We start from the raw sequence: 19756 nt of genomic DNA, 5'->3' as shown, positions 1-19756 counted from the left end.
ACGGACTGCGGCCGGGGCGACAGGCGCCGCGAGCCCACTGGCCCGCCCGGCGAAGCCGCCCCCGGCTCTTGAAAACTGAGACCCAAAGAGTTGAGACTCGCGGTGCAGCTGGATCGCAACGCTCCCGGCCGCAACGGCCTCTAGAGGTAGACATCCCCCGCGAACAGGGCAAGAGCCCCTCCGGAAGGCGTGACCGGGTGGTCACAAGCCGATCTTGAAGCCTTCATGCGAGTTGGCGAAGCCCAGCCGGCGATAGAAGCGGTGGGCATCGAGCCGAACCTTGTTCGAGGTGAGCGCGAGGCTCTTCGCCCCGGCACGCCGGGCCTCGCCGATGGCGAAGCGCACCATGGCCTCGCCGATGCGCCGTCCCCGCAGCCCGGCATCCACCTGCACCGCCTCGAGCAGGGCGCGCAGCGCCCCGCGGGCCGGCAGGCTGTGCACGACGACCAGCTGGAAGGTGCCGACGACCCGCCCGTCCAGCTCCGCCACGAACAGGCAGGTGCGCGGATCGGCGTCGATGGCGTCGAAGGCGACACGGTAGTCGGCGCGCGCCGACGCCTTGCAGGTGTCGCCGTGGCCACCCAGCTCATCCGCCGCGAAGAGCGCCACCAGGGCCTGGAGGTCCTCCGGGCGGGCGGCGCGGATGACCGGGGCGTCCACCGTCACCGGCACAGCGGGTCGTCCGGGGGCAGGATGGTCATCTGCCAGTCGCTCCAGCGGTGCGGGTTCATCATCGGCGACCACCATTTGACCGACATCTCGATGGTGTTCTGGCCGGCCGGGGGCAGCAGCTGGGGCAGGCCGTTGACGATACCGGTCACCCGTGCGCATCCGGTGGAAGGCCGCGGCGGCGGCCGGTACTGGAACTCGCGCACGATCACGACCCGCGCCCCGGGAATGGCGGCGCGCAGCCGGCCGGCCGAGGTGCGGTCGTCCGCCACCAGGGTCGGGGCGGCGCCGAGCTTGCCGGCCACCGCGGCCTGGATCTTGTAGAGCGGCTCGGCCGCCATGCAGCGCCCGCACAGGCGCGGATCCGGCCACAGCGGCACCGCCACGCGGGTCACCATCACCGCGAGGCTGAGCGCAAGGAGGAGGCCCAGATAAAGGTTCACGCGCCGCTGCCAGCCCCCGAGCCGCTCCAGCTCCGCGAACAGATAGACCGGCAGCAGCAGCAGGAAGACATGGAAATAGCGGTCGCGCAGGCTGGTGGTGCCCACCGCGATGGTCGCCGCGAGCGTCACCAGGATGCCGACGACGATGATGGTGCGCAGGACATGCCGGGCGGCGCGGCGCTCGCCGTCCTCAGGCACGGCCCCTTCGCCGCGATTGTAGGGCAGGAACACCACCGCCATCAGCAGCACGAGCGGCAGCACGTAGCCTGCAAGCGCGCCGACCACCGACGACAGCACGTCGTCCCAGCCGGCGCCGGTGGCGCCGATGGTCTGCGCCGTGGCGGCGGCCACGTCCTGATGGCCGGCATGAAGCGCCCAGGCATAGATGGCGAGCGGCAGGGCCGCCACCAGCACCGTCAGGCCGATGCGCGGATTGAGGATGACGCGGCGATAGGTCGGCTCCAGGAGGCAGGCGACGACCAGCACGCCAAGGAAAGCGGCAAAGCCGAACTTGCCGAGGAGCCCGATGGCGATCCACGCGCCAAGCCCGGCATAAAGACCGGTGGACGGGCGGCGCGCCAGGGTGGCGAGGGTGAGGAACGCGCCGGCGATGGCGACGATCATCACGTTGGAATGGGTGAGGATGCGGTGGCTGTGATAGCCGATCACCCAGATCGTGGACAGCGAGAAGGCCGCCAGCGCCTGGAGCCGCGGATCGGCGATGACCTTCTGCGCGACGCGGTAGACCAGCATGGCGCAGGCGAACAGCAGGCCATAGCGCAGGACCGCGAACGACAGGGTGCCGGTGCCCAGCACCTGCTGCAGGCCGTAGAGAAGCCAGTCGAAGAAGGGCGGGTTGCGCGGAACATAGGAGAGTTCCAGCGACTGGACCATGTAGCTCTCGATCGCGTCGTCCGCATTGACGGCGATCTCGAAGAAGACGGCGATGAGCGCGTGGATGAGCATCCACGCGCCGATGATCACCGTCACCCCCTCGGGGCGGGCCCAGAAAGGAAGAGCGGGAGAGGCGATGGCGTGTGGCGCCTGCGCCTCCCTTGAAGGAAGGGTGTCAGTCACGACGATAGGGCACTCCGAACATCCGCGGCGCCTCTATAGACGTGCCGGCCCCGGCGCGCCACCTCGACCCGCTCCGGCGAACCTCCCGCCGGTTCGGACCCGGCGTCCCTCGCGCGGCGCCTCACAGGGTCTCAAGCATGGCGAAGCGCGCGCGGCCGCCGGCGGCCAGGGCCGTGTCCGAGGCCTCGTGCAGCAGCATGTCGTCCACGCGCGCGCCAGCCGGCCCCGTGCGGCAGGCGGCAAGCATGGCCTCGACCGCGTCGGGATCGCCGGCGAAGACCGCTTCCACCGCGCCGCTGCGCCGGTTGCGGACGAAGCCGAGGAGGCCCCTGGCCTCCGCCTCGCGGGCGCACCACGCGCGATAGCCCACCCCCTGCACCCGACCGCGCAGCATCACATGGACGAACCGCACCCAAGCCCTCCCATCCGGCACGCACCTATTTGGCGCAGGCCTCCGACGGCTTCAGCGCCTCGAAGGCGGACATGGCGCCGACCAGCGCGAAGCGGCCATAGTCGATCTTCAGGCTGCCCACCACGCCGTTGTCGTAGAGCGAGAAGGCCATGACGTAGGACGGGGCCCGTCCCGTGGCGCCCTCGTCGTAATAGCTCACCGTCACCGGATAGAAGGTGCGCCCGGACAGGGTCGCGCGGGCGGGAGCGGCGAGGCGCGTCTCGTCCGTGCTCGGCGCGCCGATGACGGTGAGCGTGTCGAACACCTTGCCTGGGTCGCTGGTGCCTTCATAGACCTTGGCCTGAAACACGCGCTCGCCCTCGGCCGCGACCTTGAGCACACGCATCACGTGCTCGGTGGGCAGAAGGATCTCCCCCTTGAGCTCCAGCGTCTCGCCCTTGGGCTTGGTCACGGTCACTTTCAGCGCGTCCTGGCCCTGCCGCACCACGCTCGCCTCGGTGCGCGATTCGGGGTCGCCCGCATCGTCGGAGGTGGAGAGGAAGCGGTAGGACTTCGCCTCGCCGTCCTCCCAGGCCTTGGAGGTGGTTGCCTGCTTCTGCGGGTCGCCCTCCCCGGTCGAGGCGACGCTTTCCTGCCGGGTCAGCGTGTTGTAGCCGCCGCAGGCGTCGCCGGTGATCTCGTAGTCGATGCGCCCGCTCATGTCCTCCAGCTGGCCGGAGGGCTTGGATGTGTCCAGCGAGAGCCTGTAGCTCGCCCGGTGTGGCAGCAGCCCGACGGCGCTCGCCGGGGCCGCCCCGAGGCACCACAGGCCGAGCGTGGCCGCGGCCGTAAGGCGCAATGAAAAGCGCATGTCCCTTGTTCCCTTTCGATCGCCCTGCGGCGATGACCCGCGCAGCTTGCGCGGGCGCGGCGGTTCGGCCAAGAGAAGGTCCCAATTGCGCACACCGTGTGGCAGCCCGCCCTCCGTGGAGACCATGATGACATCGCCCATCGACTCCAAGCTCGCCGAACTTGGAATCACCCTGCCGACGCCCGCGCCGCCGCTCGCCAATTATGTGCCTGTGGTGCGCACCGGCAACCTGCTCTTCGTTTCGGGCCAGGTTTCCGTCGACGGCGCCGGCAAGATCATGACCGGCAAGCTCGGCGCGGGGGTGGACATCGACACCGGCCGCCAGGCGGCACGGCTGTGCGCCATCAACATCCTCGCCCAGGTGAAGGCCGTGGTCGGAGACCTCGACAAGGTGGTGCGGGTAGTGAAGCTCGTGGCCTTCGTGAATTCCACGCCGGACTTCGTGGACCAGGCCAAGGTGGTAAACGGCTGCTCGGACCTTTTCGTGGAGATCCTCGGCGACAAGGGCCGCCACGCCCGCTCCGCCGTGGGCATCGCCGCCCTGCCGTTCGATGCGGCGGTGGAGGTGGACGCCATCGTCGAGGTCGCCTGAGGCGGGCGAAGCGGAGACACCGGATGGGCGACCTCGGCTGGCTCACCGCGCGCCCGGTCGCCCATCGCGGGCTGCACGACGCGGCCCGCGGCATCATCGAGAACGCGCCGGCGGCCATGGCGGCCGCAGTCGCCGCCGACTACGCCATCGAACTCGATCTGCAGGCCAGCGCCGACGGCGAGGCGATGGTGTTCCACGATTTCACCCTCGACCGCCTCACCGATGCGGCGGGCCCCTTCGCCGCGCGCACGGCGCAGGAGCTGGAAGCCATCGCCTTCCGCGGCACGGCGGACCGCATCCTCACCTTGTCCGCCCTGATGGCGCAGGTGGCGGGGCGCGTGCCGTTGGTGATCGAGATCAAGAGCGCCTTTGACGGCGACACCCGCCTCGCCACCCGGGCGGCGGACCTGGTGGCCGCCTATCCCGGCCCGGCGGCGCTCATGTCTTTCGATCCGGCGATGCTGGTGGAAATCGGCATGCGCGCGCCGACGGTGGTCCGGGGCATCGTCGCCCAGGAGCATTATGGCGGGCCGGACTGGCCGGGAATCGACGCCGCGCAGGGCGAGATGCTGGCCGACCTGCTGCATTGGCCGCGCACGCGGTTCCAGTTCATCAACTACCGTGTCGCCGACCTCGCCCGCCCGGCCGTGCAGCGGTTTCGCGACGCCGGCATGCCGGTGCTCGCCTGGACCGTGCGCACCGCCGCCGACCTCGCGCGCGCCGCGCAGGGCGCCGACCAGATCGTGTTCGAGGGCTTCAGGCCGTGAAGGCCGGACCGCGACATGACGCGGCGGTAGACGGGCCTGCGGCGTCCTGTCGCGGTGGGCAGGCCCTGATGCAACGCACAAATTAGCGGAATGCCCGACGCCCGCATCCGCATCCTGCCCGCGCTATCCGAAATCAAGCCGGCGGAGTGGAACGCCTGCGCCGCCGGCGGGGCGGAACGCCCCGAGCCCTTCCTCTCCCACGCCTTCCTCTCCGCCTTGGAAGACTCCGGCTGCGCCGCCGCCCGCACCGGCTGGCTGCCGCAACACCTGGTGCTGGACGGGCCGGACGGCGCGGCGGCCGCAGTCATGCCCGCTTATCTGAAATCCCATTCGCGCGGCGAGTACGTGTTCGACCAAGGCTGGGCCGACGCCCTCAGCCACGCCGGCGGCGAATATTACCCCAAGGTGCAGGTGGCGGTTCCGTTCACCCCGGTGACCGGGCGCCGCCTGCTGCTGCGCGACCCCGCGGATCCGATCGGCCGGCCGGCGCTGACGGCCGGGCTGAAGGAGCTGGTGCGGCTGCGCGGCGCCTCCTCCGCCCATGTCACCTTCACCACCGAGGCGGAATGGGAGGGGCTGGCCCAGCTCGGCTTCCTCAAGCGGACCGACCGGCAGTTCCACTGGACCAACCAAGGCTACGCCACCTACGACGACTTCCTCACCGAGCTCGCATCGCGCAAGCGCAAGGCGCTGAAGAAGGAGCGGCGCGAGGCGCTCGCCGACGGCATCACCATCGAGTGGCTCACCGGCGGAACGCTCACCCAGGACGCGTTCGACGCCTTCTTCACCTTCTATCTCGACACCGGCAGCCGCAAATGGGGGGCGCCCTACCTCAACCGCCGCTTCTTCACCCTGGCGGCCGAGCGCATGCCGGAGCAGATCCTTCTGGTGATGGCGCGGCGGGAGGGGCGATACATCGCCGGCGCCCTCAACTTTGTCGGCGCCGACACGCTTTACGGCCGGTACTGGGGCGCCATCGAGCAGCACCCTTTCCTGCATTTCGAGGTCTGCTATCACCAGGCCATCGACTACGCCATCGCCCACAAGCTCAGGGTGGTGGAGGCCGGCGCCCAGGGCGAGCACAAGCTCGCGCGCGGCTATCTGCCCGCCACCACCTACAGCGCCCACTACATCGTCCATCCGGGTCTGGAACGCGCCGTGGCGCAGTATCTCGACCGCGAGCGCGCCTATGTGGAGGAGGACGCCTGCGTCCTAACCGAGCTCGGCCCCTTCCGCCGCGGCCGGGAAGAGGAGCAGGACTGAGCCTGCGCCAGTCGCATTGCAGCGCTGCGACATCATCCGCCCGTTGCCGCGCGCGGGGCCCCGTCGCTATAGTCGCCCGCGCGTAATCAGGGGTTTGCGATGACGTATTGCTGCGGGGTGCTGGTGCGGGACGGTCTCGTGATGATCGCGGATACCCGGACCAATGCCGGCCTCGACAACATCTCCACCTTCCGCAAGCTCCACATCTTCGAGGAGCCGGGGCACCATGTGCTGGGCCTCGCCTCCGCCGGAAACCTCTCGGTGACCCAATCCGTGGTCAGCCTGCTGCATGAGGGCGTGGAAGACCACGAGGCTGGCGAACGCCACCAGCTGCGAGAATGCCGCACCATGTTCCAGGCCGCCCAGTTGGTGGGCAACGCCATTCGCCAGGTGCACCGGGTGAACGGCGCCGTGATGGAGCAGAGCAGCGTCAATTTCGACGTCTCCTTCCTGCTCGGCGGCCAGATCGCCGGCGGGCCGCTGCGCCTGTTCATGATCTATTCGGCAGGCAACTTCATCGAGTGCACCCAGGACACCCCCTTCCTGCAGATCGGCGAGCACAAATACGGCAAGCCGGTGCTCGACCGCGCCGTGGTCTACGACATGGAGATTGCCGAGGCGCTGAAGTCGAGCCTCATCTCCATGGACTCCACCATGCGCTCCAACCTCGGCGTGGGGCTGCCCATCGACGTGCTGGTGGTGACGCCGGACACCCTGCGCTCCGAGCTCGCCTTCCGCATCGAGCCGGGCGAGCCTTATTTCCACGACCTGCGCGAGCGCTGGTCGGCGGCACTGCGCGCGGCCCACGCCTCCATTCCCCGGCCGCCCTACCTCAAGGACGTGCGCACCCACGCCATGACCGAGGTCTGAGGAAAACGCGGCCGACACAAAAAAGGGCGCCGAAGGCGCCCCTTTCAGTGTCGGAACCTCACGCGCTCACGCCGCCTTGGGCGCCAGCTTGGCGGTGACGATCATGTCGGGATCCCGCACCGGCTCGCCGCGCTTGATCTGGTCGACATTCTCCATGCCGGAAACGACTTCGCCCCACACGGTGTACTGGCCGTCGAGGAAGCGGGCGTCGGAGAAGCAGATGAAGAACTGGCTGTCACCGGAATCGGGGTTCTGCGCGCGCGCCATGGAGACGGTGCCGCGCACGTGGGGCTGGCGGTTGAACTCGGCCTTCAGCTTCTTGCCGGAACCGCCGGTGCCGTTGCCGAACTGGCCGTCGCCGGTCTGGGCCATGAAGCCCTCGATGACCCGGTGGAACGGCACGTTGTTGTAGAAGCCCTCGGCGACCAGCTCCTTGATGCGGGCCACGTGGCCGGGAGCCAGATCGGGGCGGAACGCGATGGTGACCGGCCCCTTGGTGGTCTCCAGAATCAGTACCTCTTCACTCATGGTCCTCATCCTTTCCAGGCGGTGCCGGACGTCCCGGCCACCGCGTCCGCCCGGCACCGCCGGGGCTTGGGGAAACCTCCGCCCCGCCGGACCGACCGGCGAGGGTGCACCTTCAACCTGTCCGGTGCCCTATTTGGCACCCGGCTTCACGTCCGCAGCCACCTGCATCTTCACGATGCGATCGGGATTGCTGACGGAGCCGTTGTTGGACGAAGAGCCCTTCTTGACCTTGTCGACGAACTCCATGCCGGAGACCACCTGGCCCACCACCGTGTACTGGCCGTTCAGGCTGGGGGTCTCGCCGAACATGATGAAGAACTGGGAATTGGCGCTGTTGGGCGATGAGCTGCGGGCCATGCCCACCACGCCGCGGGAGAACGGCACGCTCGAGAATTCCGCCGGCAGGTTGGGATACTTGGAGCCGCCGGTACCATTGCCGTACTGTCCGTCGCCGGTCTGGGCCATGAAGCCGTCGATGACCCGGTGGAACGGCACGTTGTTGTAATACCCCTCGCGGACGAGCGTCTTGATGCGCTCCACGTGCTGCGGCGCAAGGTCGGGACGCAGCTGAATGACGACGCGGCCGTAGGTCGTGTCGAGATAGATAGTGTTCTGCGGGTCGGGCTTCGTCTGCGCCGCCGCCGGCAGCGCCACGGCGAAGGCGAGGAGGGCTGCGGCGAGAAGGCGGCCCATAAAGCGCATCATGACAATCTCCAGCGAACGGCCCCACGGGGGCGGAAGGACATGCGGCTCAGCGCGGGAACTTGGTGCCAAGGCGCGCCAGCACCGCGCCCGGCACGAAGGCGGAAACGTCCCCGCCCATGGACGCGATCTGCCGCACCAGAGTGGCGGTGATGGGGCGCACCCGCGGCGAGGCCGGCAGGAATACGGTCTGGATCTGGGGCGCCAGCACCCCGTTCATCCCCGCCATCTGCATCTCGTAGTCGAGGTCGGTGCCATCGCGCAGGCCGCGGATGAGCAGCGTCGCGCCGAGCTGCTGGGCGGTGGTGATGATGAGGTTGTCGAAAGTCACGGCCTCCAGCGTCGCCTTTTCCTCGGCGGCCACGGGGGCACAGACCTCGCGCAGCATCTCCAGACGCTCCTCGGGCGAGAAGAGCGGCGCCTTGCCGGGATGGATGCCCACCGCCAGCACCAGCCGGTCGGCGAGCCGGCAGGCCGAACGCACCACGTCGAGGTGGCCGTTGGTGAGGGGGTCGAACGACCCGCCATAGATGGCGATGCGGGGAGTGTGGGGTTCGGGCGCGCTCATGGGGCGCAAGGCGTAGCGGTCCCGGCGCGCGGATGCAACGGGGTAGGCCGACAGCTTCGGCCCACCCCGTTGTCCTGCCCTCGTCCCGCGGTGCCTCGGTGCGGGGCTCCCCTCAGCTCTTCGCGACGTCCCGTTCAGCGCGAGGTGCGGATCACCTGGATGTCGAGGTCGCGGATCTTCTTGCGCAGCGTGTTGCGGTTGAGCCCCAGCAATTCGGCCGCCTTGATCTGGTTGCCCCGCGTCGCCGCCAGCGCGGCGGACAGAAGCGGATACTCCACATCCTTGAGGATGCGGTGGTAGAGGCCGGGCGGGGGCAGATCCTCGCCGAAGCCGGAGAAATAGGTATTTAAGTGCCGCTCCACCGAGGCGCCCAGCGTCGCGTCAACCGGGCCGTCCTCCGAGAGCATGCTCGGCATAGGCTCGGACAGCTCCGCCTCGATGATCGCCGGGGTGATCACCTCCTGCGGATAGAGGGCCGCGAGGCGCCGCACGAGGTTTTCGAGTTCGCGCACGTTGCCGGGCCAGCGGTAGCGCTTCAGCCGGTCTAACGCCGCCGAGTCGATCTGCTTGGCCGGCAGGCCCTCCCGCTCGGCCTGAAGGAAGAAGTGGCGCACCAGGTCCGGCACGTCTTCCGAGCGCTCGCGCAGGGGCGGCAGGCGCAGGGGCACCACGTTCAGGCGGAAGAACAGGTCCTCGCGGAACAGGCCCTGCTGGATCAGGGTGCGCAGGTCCTTGTTGGTGGCCGCAATGATGCGCACGTCGGTCTTGATGGGGGTGCGCCCGCCCACCGTCGTGTACTCGCCCTGCTGGAGCACGCGCAGGAGGCGGGTCTGCGCCTCCATGGGCATGTCGCCGATCTCGTCGAGGAAGAGCGTGCCGCCCTCCGCCTGCTCGAACCGGCCGGGATTGCGGGTGGTGGCGCCGGTGAACGAGCCCTTCTCGTGGCCGAACAGCTCCGATTCGATCAGGTCGCGCGGGATCGCCGCCATGTTGATGGCGACGAACGGCCCGGTGCGGCGCTTGCCGTAGTCGTGCAGCGCGCGGGCCACCAGCTCCTTGCCGGTGCCGCTCTCGCCCGCGATCATCACGGTGAGGTCGGTCTGCATGAGGCGGGCGAGGAGACGGTAGATCTCCTGCATGGCGGGCGAGCGGCCCACCAGCGGGATGTTGTCCTGCTCCTCGGGGGCGTGATGGCCGCTGTCCCCCTTCTTCGGCTCGGCCAGCGCCCGGCCGACGATGGAGATCAGCTCCTTCAGGTCGAAGGGCTTGGGCAGGTATTCATAGGCCCCGCGCTCGGAGGCGCGGATGGCGGTCATGAAGGTGTTCTGCGCGCTCATGACGATGACCGGCAGGTCCGGCCGCGCCTTCTTGATGCGCGGCAGGAGATCGAAGGCGTTCTCGTCGGGCATCACCACGTCGGTGATGACGAGGTCGCCGTCGCCCTGGCTCACCCAGCGCCAGAGCGTGGCGGCGTTGCCGCAGGACCGCACCTCGTAGCCGGCGCGCGAGAGCGCCTGGTTGAGCACGGTACGGATCGCGGCGTCGTCGTCGGCGACCAGGATGCTTCCGGTAGGCATCGACACCTCAGTTATCCTCTTGGGGGGCGCTCTTGCCGCGATACATGGGCAGGAGCACGCGGAAGGTTGTACGGCGGGGCTGGCTGTCGCATTCGACGATACCGCCGTGGTCGCCGATGATCTTCGCCACCAAAGCAAGACCGAGGCCACTTCCGGTGGGCTTGGTGGTCACGAACGGGTCGAACAGGTGGGGCAGAAGATCGTCCGGCACCCCCTTGCCGTTGTCGCGCACGCAGAATTCGAGCGGCAGGCTCACCCGCGTGGAGGCACCCGGCACCGTCAGGCGCACGCCCGGGCGAAACGCCGTGGTGAGCTGGATTTCCCCGTCCTGGTCGCTTTCGATGGCCTCGGCGGCGTTCTTCACCAGGTTCAGGAACACCTGGATCAGCTGGTCGCGGTTGGCGAGCACTGGCGGCAGCGAGGGGTCGTACTCCTCGACGAAGCGGATGTGCCGGGCAAAGCCCGAGGAGGCGAGCGTGCGCACGTGCTCCAGCACCGCGTGGATGTTCACCGGCTCACGCTCCACCGGCCGCTCGTCGGAGAACACTTCCATGCGGTCGACGAGCTTCACGATGCGGTCGGCCTCCTCGCAGATGAGGCGGGTGAGGGCGCGGTCCTCGTCGTCGGCGGACTGTTCGAGCAGCTGGGCCGCGCCGCGGATGCCGGAGAGCGGGTTCTTGATCTCGTGCGCCAGCATGGAGGCCAGCGCGCTCACCGAGCGGGCGGCGCCGCGATGGGTCAGCTGGCGGTCCATCTTGTCGGCGATGGTGCGCTCCTGAAGCATCACCACCACCTGGTCGGGATGCTCCGACACCGGCGCCACGTGGATGTCCACGACGCGCTCCCCGCCGTTGCGCGGCGTGCCGAGATCGACCCGATATTCGTTCACCGGCGCCCCTCGCGCCCGCACCTGCTCGATGAGGCCCAGCAACGGCGTGCCGAACGGCACGAAATCGCTCAGCGGGCGGCGCCGCAGCAGCGGCGCGCTCACCTCGAAGAAGGCTTCCGCGGCCACGTTCGCCTCCGCCACATGGCCGTTGCCGGCGATGGTGAAGACGGGATGGGGAACGGCGTCCAGGATGGCGCGCGTCATGCCGTGCTCCGGCTCACTCTTGCGCTTGTGATCCATCTTTCCCGTATCTTGCTTTCTGGCTTCGGCCTTCATGCCGCCGCCCTCCACATGAGTTCGTCATAGGCGGCGCAGATCCCGGCGCGCACGCCGCCGGGGTCGTCGAGCACGAGGAGGCGCTTGCGCCAGCGCGCCACGAACGCCCCGTGCGCCTCCCCCTCCCCGCCGGCCGCCGCATCGAGGGCCCAGCCCACGTGCTTGCGCGCCTGGCGCACGCCGAGGGCCGTGCCGTAAAGCGAAAGCCAGCCGTCATAAAGTTCCAGCAGCACGTCGCGCTGCTCGTCGAGGGGCGGATCCTCCGCCCCGCATTGCCCGGCCAGCGCCTGCGCCACCCGCCCCGGAAACCAGGGACGGCCCTGCGCGCCGCGTCCGATCATCACGCCGTCGGCGCCCGAGGCGGCGAGAATGGCCGCCCCGTCGGCGGCGGCGACGACATCGCCATTGGCCACGACGGGGATCGCGACCGCCGCCTTGACCGTGCGGATGGAGGGCCAATCCGCCCGGCCGGTATAGAAGTGGCAACGGGTTCGGCCATGCACCGTCACCATGGCGAGGCCGCTCTCCTGCGCCATGCGGGCCAGAGCGACGGCGGTGGGCTGGCTTTCATCCCAGCCGAGCCGCGTCTTCACCGTGACCGGCACCGAAACCGCCGCGCGCACCGCCTCGAAGATGGCCCAGGCCAACGGCAGGTCCCGCAACAGCGCGGCGCCGGCGGCGCCGGTGGTGACGCGCTTGGCCGGGCAGCCCATGTTGATGTCGATGAGGCCGGCTCCCGCCGCCTCGGCCATCCGCGCAGCCTCTCCCATCAGGCGCGGATCGTTGCCGGCGATCTGCACCGCATGAAACGGGACCCCTTCTCCCTGGGCACGCAGCGTCATCTCGGGGTGGCCCTCCAGAAGCGCCTCGCTCGCGACCATTTCTGATATGACGAGGCCCGCGCCGTAGCGGACAGCCATCCGCCTTACCGGCGCATCGGTGATTCCCGCCATGGGGGCGAGGATGACCGCATTGGGCAGGGCAACGGCGCCGACCCGCAACGCCGGAATGGAAAATGGGACAGTCTCTTGCACAGAAATTAGGCCAGCCGTGTTCTGCCTACATCTTAGACAATTGCACGAGCCACGCAAGGGCAGTCTGCGTGGAAGTGCGGCGCAACACGAAGACGTCACCCGCCGCCTTCCGACGCCCACACGCAACTGAAGCCTGTGCATGGGGCCGCCCATGACCGGCGAGGCCCCGCAAAATTGCGTCGCGATCGTCGTCGCGGCCGGTCGCGGCACCCGCGCCGGGGGCGCATTGCCCAAACAATATCAGCTGCTCGCAGGTGAGCCGGTGCTGCGCCGCACTTTGCAGCTTTTTGCGTCGCACCCCGACGTGACGGCTGTGCTTCCGGTCATCCATAGCGCCGATTCCGGCCTATTTGCGGAGACTGCGCGCGGTCTGCCCAAGATACTGGCACCCGTGTTCGGAGGCGCCACCCGCCAGGCGTCCGTCAGGGCGGGCCTTGCGGCGCTGACGGCGCATGGCGCGCCTGATGCCGTGCTCGTCCACGACGCAGCCCGTCCGCATGCCTCGCCCGCGCTCGTGGCCCGGGCGGTCGCCGCTGTGCGCATTGCGCCGGCGGCCATTCCGGTGCTGCCGGTCACCGACACGGTGAAGAGCCTGGATGCCGCCGGGCAGGTGACAGGCACCCTCGACCGCAGCATCCTGCGCACGGTCCAGACCCCGCAGGCCTTCCGTTTCGCCCCCCTCATGGCCGCCCATGTTGCAGCGGCGGCCGCCGGGGTCGAGGCGCTGACGGACGATGCGGCGGTGATGGAATGGGCGGGCCACCCCGTGGCCACCTTCGAGGGCGAGACGACCAACGTGAAGCTGACCACACCCGAGGACATGGAGCGTGCCGCCCGTGCCCCCTTCCAGGACCTCGCCGACGTGCGCACCGGCACCGGTTTCGACGTGCATGCCTTCGGCGCCGGGGACCACGTGATGCTGGGCGGCGTCGCCGTGCCGCACGCGTTCGGCCTCGTCGGCCATTCCGATGCGGACGTGGGGCTGCACGCTCTCACCGATGCGCTGCTCGGCGCCCTGTGCGACGGGGACATCGGCGCCCATTTCCCGCCCTCCGACCCGCAATGGAAGGGGGCCTCGTCCGACCGCTTCCTTGCCCATGCGGTGGAGAAGGTGGCGGCACGGGGCGGGCGGATCGCCCATCTGGACCTGACCCTCATCTGCGAGGCGCCGAAGGTGGGGCCGCACCGCGAGGCCATCCGCGCCGAGATCGCGCGAATCACCGGCGTGCCGGCCTCGCGCATCTCGGTGAAGGCGACCACCACCGAGAAGCTCGGCTTCACCGGCCGGCGCGAGGGCATCGCGGCGATGGCCAGCGCCACCATCCGCCTGCCATGGGAGGAGGACGCGTGATCGACGCGGAGACCTACGCACGCGCCGTCGGCGTGCTCGACGCCTTCCGCGCCCGCGGCTGGACGCTGGCAACGGCGGAATCCTGCACCGGCGGCCTCGTCGCCGGCGCTCTCACCGCCGTGCCCGGCTCTTCCGACGTGGTGGACCGGGGCTTCGTGACCTATTCCAACGCCGCCAAGATGGCCATGCTCGGCGTACCCGAGGCAACGCTCGCCGCCCATGGCGCGGTCAGCGAGGAGACCGCCCGCGCCATGGCCGGGGGGCACGCGCCGCCGCCGGGGTGGATGTGGCGGTGTCCATCACCGGCGTCGCCGGGCCCGGCGGCGGGTCGGTGGCGAAGCCGGTGGGCTTGGTGCACTTCGCCTGCGCCCGGCGCGACGGCAGCGTGGAACACCGGGAAAGGCGCTTCGGCGGCCTCAGCCGCGACGAGATCCGCCATCGCTCGGTCCTGGAGGCCCTGGACCTGCTCGCCCGCGCCGCAGTCTGAGCCCCACGCGGGGAGGCCCGCCATGGCCCGCCCCGCCCCGCGTGCTAGCCATGGGCGATGACGGATGCCGCCTCCCCCGCCCCCATCGGCCCGCTCGCCGAGATCGCCGCGCGGCTTCCGCTCCGCGGCTCCCTCATCGGGCTCGATCTCGGCACCAAGACCATCGGGGTAGCGACCTGCGATCCCGACCGCCGCATCGCCACCACCGTGGAAACGGTCAAGCGCAGCAAGTTCACCGCCGATGCCGAGCGCCTCATCGCCCTCGCCGACGAGCGGCGCGCCGTGGGCTTCGTGCTGGGCCTGCCCCTCAACATGGACGGCTCGGAAGGCCCCCGCGCCCAGGCGAGCCGGGCCTTTGCCCGCAATTTCGCCCGCCTCGCCGGCCGGCCCATCGCCTTCTGGGACGAGCGGCTCTCCACCGCCGCCGTCGAGCGCGGCCTCATCGCCGCCGACATGAGCCGCGCCCGCCGCGCCGCCGTGGTGGACCAGCACGCCGCCCTCTTCATCCTGGAAGGCGCGCTCGACTTCCTCGCCGGCCGCGCCGCGAACACAGCCGGAACCGAGGCGGAGGACTGATTCGGTCCCCTCCCGTGCCCGGCCTGTTCTCCCGGCCCGTCGCCGGCATCCCAAATTGAGACGCCGGCTTTCCTTAATATTCCACGCGCTCTAAAGGGATGTTGCCGTGTGCGACGCAAAGCGCCGGCCGGGAGGATAAATTGCCTGCCGCCGAACGGCGGGGGTTGTATCTGCGTGCGTCCATGTCCGTGATCTTCACCGCGCTTGCGCCGGTCTTCCTCATCATCGCCCTCGGCGCCACGCTGCGGCGGATCCTGCTTACGGATCCCGCGCACTGGGCGGCGCTGGAGAAGCTCACCTATTTCGTGCTGTTCCCGTCCCTGCTCATCGTCTCGGCGGTGAAGGCGGACCTCAGCCAGGTGAACGTGCTTGCCGTGGGCGGAGCCCTCATCGGCAGCGTGGTGATCCTTTCCGGCCTCATCCTCCTCGTCCACCGCCCGCTGATCGCGGCGCTGGCGGCGGACGGGCCGGGCTTCACCTCCCTGTTCCAGGGCGCGGTGCGGTGGAACACCTATATCGTTCTGGCGGTGGCGGGCGGCCTGTTCCACGCCGAGGGCATCACCATCGCCGCGCTTGCGCTGGTGGCCATGATCCCGGTGGTGAACATCATCGCCGTGCTGGTGCTGGCGAGCTTCGCGGGCCGCCATCCGCCGACATTCGGCTATGTGATCGGCCAGTTGGGCCGCAACCCCTACATCTGGTCCTGCGCCCTGGGCGCGGCGCTCAACGCCACTCATTTTCCGGTGCCCGCCGTGATCGTCGAGTTCGGCGACATCCTCGGCCGCGCCTCCCTCGCCCTCGGGCTGCTGGTGGTGGGTGGCGGGCTGGTGTTGGACCGGCTGACCAAGCCTCGTCCCATCGTGTTCGCCAGCCTGGCGCTGAAGCTGCTGGTGAAGCCGGCCATCGCCCTGGTCCTGTCGCTGCTCCTCGGCCTCACCGGCACCGAGCTGGTGGTGGTGGCGATCACGGCGGCGGTGCCCTCGGCACCCAACGGCTATGTCCTTGCCCGGCAGATGGGCGGGGATGCGCCGCTGCTGGCGGAGATCCTCACGCTCCAGATCATCGCGGCGGCCATCACCCTGCCGGTCGTGGTGGCGGTCGCCAAAATGCTGGCCGGGTAGGAGGCGATCGCCAAAGGTCCGGCTGGACGGAAGGGCCAACGAAAAGGGCGGCCCGAAGGCCGCCCGTTCGTATCCGCGCTCGCCGGCCGCCTCAGCAGGGCGACCAGTAGCCTCCGCCGTAGGGCCCGGTCTGCACCCAGCAGCTGCGGGGGCGCGGCGCGGGCTGCACATAGACCACCGGCGGGGGTTCCGGCTCGTAATAGACAACGGGCGGCGGTGGCGGCGCGCTGCCGGCGGCGCCGGCAATGGCGGCGGCGCCGAGGATGCCGAGCCCGATCGCCGCGCCCACGGCCGCGCCGTTGTTGCGCCCGCAATTCCAGCAGCCACCGCCGTACCAGCGGCCGCGATACCAGTAGCCCACCTCGGTGGGCGCGGCGGCGTGCGCCGGGGCAAGCGCGGTGGCGCCCGATCCGATGGCCGCGGCCGAAGCCGGCGCCGCCACGCCCGATGCGGCGGCAGCCGCCAGCGTCAGCGCCAGAACCTGCGCCCGCAGGGGCTTCGCCCGGAGGAGAGAAGTCATTTCAGCAACTCCCAAAACGTCGCGGGCCCAGGGCCCTTGAAGACGGTGACCGGACGGCAATTGGCTTCCGGTCCGGCATGAGCTTCGTAGAGACTGAGTGCCAAAGTGTGGCGCAGGGCCGGCGGTTCCGGGGAAGAATGTTCACGAATGATGAACGACTTCTGAACGCCGGCGCGGCGGGGGCGGCGGGGCGATGCCCGCACAAAGCCGGGCACGGGAAAGCAGCTTCCCTTGCCCCTCGCCCCGCCTGCCGCTATGCCTGCCGCCTGCCATGCATGCTGCACCCGCCTTCACCCTCTCCGGCCGAGACCTCCTCGGCATCGAAGGCCTCTCCGCCGGTGAAATCCTGGGGCTGCTCGACCTCGCCGAGGAGTTCGTCGAACTCAACCGGCAGATCGAGAAGAAGCGCACCACCCTGCGCGGACGCACCCAGATCAACCTGTTCTTCGAGGCCTCCACCCGCACCCAGTCCTCCTTCGAGATCGCCGGAAAGCGCCTCGGGGCGGACGTGATGAACATGTCCGTCGCCTCCTCCTCGGTGAAGAAGGGGGAAACGCTGATCGACACCGCCATCACGCTCAACGCCATGCACCCGGACATCCTGGTGGTGCGCCACCACGCCTCCGGCGCGGTGGCGCTGCTGGCGCGCAAGGTCGACTGCTGCGTGGTGAACGCCGGCGACGGCGCCCACGAGCATCCCACCCAGGCTTTGCTGGACGCCCTCACCATCCGCCGCAACAAGGGGCGCATCCAGGGCCTCACGGTGGCCATCTGCGGCGACGTGCTGCATTCGCGCGTCGCCCGCTCCAACATCCTGCTGCTCAACGCCCTGGGCGCGAAGGTGCGGGTGGTTGCCCCCTCCACCCTCCTGCCCGCCGGCGTCGAAAGCCTCGGCGTCGAGGTGTTCCGCACCATGGAGGCGGGGCTCGAGGGGGCCGACATCGTGATGATGCTGCGCCTGCAGCGCGAGCGGATGGCCGGCTCCTTCATTCCCTCGGTGAAGGAGTACTTCCACTATTTCGGCCTCGACGAGGCCAAGCTGCGACTTGCCGCCCCCGACGCGCTGGTGATGCATCCCGGCCCGATGAATCGCGGCGTGGAGATCGATTCGAGCGTGGCGGACGGCGCGCAATCCCTGATCCGCGAGCAGGTGGAGATGGGCGTCGCGGTGCGCATGGCCGTGCTCGATACCCTCGCCCGGAAGCTTCCCAATGCGTGACGGCCGCCTTCCCCACCAGAACCCGCGCCCGTTGCTTTTGGCCAATGCGCGGGTGATCGACCCGTCCCGCGGCTCAGACTTCCACGGCGACGTCTACCTCGCCGACGGCGTGATCAAGGATGCCGGCTTCGGCATCGCCGCCGCCGGCGTTCCCGAGGGCGCAGAGGTGGTGGACTGCAAGGGCGCCGTGGTGGCGCCCGGCCTCGTCGACATGCGCGCCTTCGTCGGCGAGCCCGGCGCCGAGCACCGTGAGACGCTGGCTTCCGCCAGCCATGCGGCGGCGGCGGGCGGCGTCACCACCATCATCTGTCAGCCGACCACCGACCCGGTGGTGGACGACCCGGCCATCGTCGACTTCATCCTGCGCCGCGCGCGGGACACGGCGGTGGTGCGCGTGCACCCCATGGCGGCCATCACCAAGGGCCTGAAGGGCGAGGAGATGACCGAGATCGGCCTGTTGCAGGCCGCCGGCGCCGTCGCCTTCACCGATGGCTACCGCTCCGTCGCGAGCGCGCAGGTGCTGCGCCGGGCGCTGACCTATGCCCGCGATTTCGACGCCCTCCTGGTGCACCACACCGAGGACGCGACCATGTCGCAGGGGGCCATGAACGAGGGCGCCTTCGCCGCGCGCCTCGGCCTTTCCGGCAATCCCAAGGCCGCCGAGACCATCGTTCTGGAACGCGACGTTCGGCTCGTGGCGAGCGCGCGCGGACGCTACCACGCGGCGGCGCTGACTTGCTCCGAATCGCTGGAGGTACTGGCGCGGGCCAAGGCGGCGGGCCTGCCGGTAACGGCCTCCGCCACCATCAACCACCTGTCCTTCAACGAGCTCGATATCGGTGCCTACCGCACCTATTTCCGGCTCGCCCCGCCGCTGCGGGCGGAGGAGGACCGTCAGGCCCTGATCCGGGCGGTGGCCTCCGGCGTCATCGACGTGGTGGTCTCCGACCATCTGCCGCAGGACGTGGAGGGCAAGCGCCTGCCCTTCTCCGAGGCCGAGCCCGGCGCCATCGGGCTCGAAACCCTGCTGTCCGCGGCGCTCCGGCTCGTCCATTCCGACCAGGTGGACCTCGTGAACCTGCTCGCCGCCCTCTCCACCCGGCCGGCGCAGATCCTCGGCCTCGATGCGGGAACGCTGCGCCCCGGCGCGCCGGCGGACGTGGTCGTGTTCGATCCCGGCCTGCCCTACGTGCTCGATCCGGCGCAGCTGAAGTCCCGTTGCCGCAACACCCCGTTCGACGAGGCACGGCTCGACGGCCGGGTGCTGCGGACCATCGTTGCCGGCCAAACCATCTACGAATACGTTTGATGCGCCCGCCCCGCTCGCGCTTCCGCCGCTGAGGTCGCAATGCCCGATGCCCCATCGTCCGTGCTCGTGCTGCTGCTGGCGCTGGCGTTCGGCTACCTGCTCGGCTCGATCCCGTTCGGCCTGCTGCTGACCCGGACGGCGGGCACGAAGGACATCCGCTCCATCGGCTCCGGCAACATCGGCGCCACCAACGTGCTGCGCACCGGCCGCAAGGACCTTGCCGCCGCGACGCTGCTGCTGGATGCGCTGAAGGGGACCCTCGCGGTGCTCGCGGCCGGGTATTTCTACGGGGAGAACGCCGCCTTCGCGGCGGGGCTCGGCGCCTTCCTCGGCCATATCGCTCCGGTGTGGCTTGGCTTTCGCGGCGGCAAGGGGGTGGCCACCTTCCTCGGCATCGCACTGGGCCTGTTCTGGCCGGCCGCCCTCGCCTTCGCCGTGGTGTGGCTGGCCGCCGCCTACTTCACCCGCTACTCGTCCCTGTCCGCGCTGATGGCCTCGGTGGCGACGGTGGTCGCCGCGAAGGTCTTCGGCACCGACGCCCTGGCGCTGCTGCTGGCGACCCTCGCCATCCTCTTGTGGATCAAGCATCACGCCAACATCCGCCGCCTCCTCGATGGGACCGAGGGCAAGATCGGCGCGAAAGGCTGAGGTCCCGG

21 protein-coding genes and 1 pseudogene are annotated in these 19756 nt (G+C 69.8%); 11 read left to right on the top strand and 11 right to left on the bottom strand.

From position 1 onward, the window contains the following. Positions 1-201: 201 nt before the first annotated feature. The 4 genes from EZH22_RS19115 to EZH22_RS19100 form a co-directional block, all read right to left on the bottom strand. On the bottom strand, positions 202-672 hold the full coding sequence (locus EZH22_RS19115; RefSeq protein WP_231711043.1) for a GNAT family N-acetyltransferase: 471 nt from the start codon (positions 670-672) through the stop codon (positions 202-204). Then, positions 663-2189, bottom strand: coding sequence for an ArnT family glycosyltransferase (locus EZH22_RS19110; protein WP_203192070.1), 1527 nt, complete (start codon positions 2187-2189; stop codon positions 663-665). Before EZH22_RS19110 ends, EZH22_RS19115 begins: the two co-directional genes overlap by 10 nt. Positions 2190-2310: 121 nt before the next feature. Continuing rightward, entirely contained in the window at positions 2311-2601 is a 291-nt protein-coding gene (locus tag EZH22_RS19105; protein ID WP_408647615.1) for an acylphosphatase, read from the bottom strand. 25 nt (positions 2602-2626) lie between these two features. Then, positions 2627-3451: a cell envelope integrity EipB family protein gene (locus EZH22_RS19100; protein WP_203192069.1), complete on the bottom strand. Its 825-nt coding sequence runs from the start codon at positions 3449-3451 to the stop codon at positions 2627-2629. A gap of 127 nt (positions 3452-3578) precedes the next feature. Between EZH22_RS19100 and EZH22_RS19095 the strand changes: the two genes are divergently transcribed. The 4 genes from EZH22_RS19095 (at position 3579) to EZH22_RS19080 (ending at position 6943) form a co-directional block, all read left to right on the top strand. Next, positions 3579-4043 (top strand): RidA family protein, encoded by a 465-nt coding sequence (locus tag EZH22_RS19095; protein WP_203192068.1) that lies wholly within the window; start codon positions 3579-3581, stop codon positions 4041-4043. 23 nt (positions 4044-4066) lie between these two features. Continuing rightward, a complete protein-coding gene (locus tag EZH22_RS19090; RefSeq protein ID WP_203192067.1) occupies positions 4067-4810 on the top strand; it encodes a glycerophosphodiester phosphodiesterase family protein in 744 nt (247 codons plus the stop codon). A 90-nt stretch (positions 4811-4900) separates the two neighbouring features. Beyond that, complete coding sequence (locus tag EZH22_RS19085) at positions 4901-6073, top strand: GNAT family N-acetyltransferase (protein ID WP_203192066.1); 1173 nt, start codon at positions 4901-4903, stop codon at positions 6071-6073. A gap of 99 nt (positions 6074-6172) precedes the next feature. Continuing rightward, on the top strand, positions 6173-6943 hold the full coding sequence (locus tag EZH22_RS19080; RefSeq protein WP_203192065.1) for a proteasome-type protease: 771 nt from the start codon (positions 6173-6175) through the stop codon (positions 6941-6943). A 66-nt stretch (positions 6944-7009) separates the two neighbouring features. Here EZH22_RS19080 and EZH22_RS19075 read toward each other — a convergent pair whose 3' ends face one another. The 6 genes from EZH22_RS19075 to dusB all read right to left on the bottom strand — a co-directional run bounded on the left by EZH22_RS19075 (position 7010) and on the right by dusB (position 12517). Continuing rightward, positions 7010-7471 (bottom strand): peptidylprolyl isomerase, encoded by a 462-nt coding sequence (locus EZH22_RS19075; RefSeq protein ID WP_203192064.1) that lies wholly within the window; start codon positions 7469-7471, stop codon positions 7010-7012. Positions 7472-7600: 129 nt separating this feature from the next. Further along, complete coding sequence (locus EZH22_RS19070) at positions 7601-8176, bottom strand: peptidylprolyl isomerase (RefSeq protein ID WP_408647614.1); 576 nt, start codon at positions 8174-8176, stop codon at positions 7601-7603. A gap of 46 nt (positions 8177-8222) precedes the next feature. After that, positions 8223-8741 carry a pantetheine-phosphate adenylyltransferase gene (gene coaD / locus EZH22_RS19065; RefSeq protein WP_203192063.1) on the bottom strand — a complete coding sequence of 173 codons (519 nt, stop codon included), beginning with the start codon at positions 8739-8741 and terminating at the stop codon, positions 8223-8225. 134 nt (positions 8742-8875) lie between these two features. Further along, entirely contained in the window at positions 8876-10318 is a 1443-nt protein-coding gene (ntrC, locus tag EZH22_RS19060; protein WP_203196626.1) for a nitrogen regulation protein NR(I), read from the bottom strand. Between the two features lie 7 nt (positions 10319-10325). Then, positions 10326-11447: a two-component system sensor histidine kinase NtrB gene (locus tag EZH22_RS19055; protein ID WP_203192062.1), complete on the bottom strand. Its 1122-nt coding sequence runs from the start codon at positions 11445-11447 to the stop codon at positions 10326-10328. Positions 11448-11479: 32 nt separating this feature from the next. Next, positions 11480-12517, bottom strand: a complete 1038-nt coding sequence (gene dusB / locus EZH22_RS19050) for a tRNA dihydrouridine synthase DusB (RefSeq protein ID WP_231711042.1) — start codon at positions 12515-12517, stop codon at positions 11480-11482. Positions 12518-12668: 151 nt separating this feature from the next. Here dusB and EZH22_RS19045 point away from each other — a divergent pair, with 151 nt between their 5' ends. The 4 genes and pseudogenes from EZH22_RS19045 (at position 12669) to EZH22_RS19030 (ending at position 16052) form a co-directional block, all read left to right on the top strand. Continuing rightward, complete coding sequence (locus EZH22_RS19045) at positions 12669-13868, top strand: bifunctional 2-C-methyl-D-erythritol 4-phosphate cytidylyltransferase/2-C-methyl-D-erythritol 2,4-cyclodiphosphate synthase (protein ID WP_203192060.1); 1200 nt, start codon at positions 12669-12671, stop codon at positions 13866-13868. Continuing rightward, positions 13850-14355 (top strand): annotated as a pseudogene (locus EZH22_RS19040) (CinA family protein). Before EZH22_RS19045 ends, EZH22_RS19040 begins: the two are co-directional and overlap by 19 nt. Before the next feature lie 57 nt (positions 14356-14412). Continuing rightward, complete coding sequence (ruvX, locus tag EZH22_RS19035) at positions 14413-14931, top strand: Holliday junction resolvase RuvX (RefSeq protein WP_203192059.1); 519 nt, start codon at positions 14413-14415, stop codon at positions 14929-14931. Positions 14932-15113: 182 nt separating this feature from the next. Then, the gene (locus tag EZH22_RS19030) at positions 15114-16052 is read left to right on the top strand and encodes an AEC family transporter (protein WP_203192058.1); all 939 of its coding nucleotides are present in this window, start codon (positions 15114-15116) and stop codon (positions 16050-16052) included. A gap of 91 nt (positions 16053-16143) precedes the next feature. Here the strand turns inward: EZH22_RS19030 and EZH22_RS19025 are convergent, their stop codons facing one another. Further along, on the bottom strand, positions 16144-16572 hold the full coding sequence (locus EZH22_RS19025; protein ID WP_203192057.1) for a hypothetical protein: 429 nt from the start codon (positions 16570-16572) through the stop codon (positions 16144-16146). A 271-nt stretch (positions 16573-16843) separates the two neighbouring features. Between EZH22_RS19025 and EZH22_RS19020 the strand changes: the two genes are divergently transcribed. Genes EZH22_RS19020 through plsY form a run of 3 tightly spaced genes read left to right on the top strand, consistent with a single transcriptional unit; the run spans position 16844 to position 19748 of the window. Continuing rightward, positions 16844-17791: an aspartate carbamoyltransferase catalytic subunit gene (locus tag EZH22_RS19020; protein WP_203192056.1), complete on the top strand. Its 948-nt coding sequence runs from the start codon at positions 16844-16846 to the stop codon at positions 17789-17791. Then, positions 17784-19100 carry a dihydroorotase gene (locus tag EZH22_RS19015; RefSeq protein ID WP_203192055.1) on the top strand — a complete coding sequence of 439 codons (1317 nt, stop codon included), beginning with the start codon at positions 17784-17786 and terminating at the stop codon, positions 19098-19100. The genes EZH22_RS19020 and EZH22_RS19015 overlap by 8 nt, the downstream gene beginning before the upstream one ends. 39 nt (positions 19101-19139) lie before the next feature. Next, positions 19140-19748 carry a glycerol-3-phosphate 1-O-acyltransferase PlsY gene (plsY, locus tag EZH22_RS19010; RefSeq protein ID WP_203192054.1) on the top strand — a complete coding sequence of 203 codons (609 nt, stop codon included), beginning with the start codon at positions 19140-19142 and terminating at the stop codon, positions 19746-19748. Positions 19749-19756 lie beyond the last annotated feature (8 nt).

This window comes from Xanthobacter dioxanivorans (assembly GCF_016807805.1).
GTDB classification, from domain to species: domain Bacteria; phylum Pseudomonadota; class Alphaproteobacteria; order Rhizobiales; family Xanthobacteraceae; genus Xanthobacter; species Xanthobacter dioxanivorans.
The sequence above is the reverse complement of the archived record's forward strand: the minus strand, read 5'-3'. Positions and strand labels throughout refer to the sequence as shown.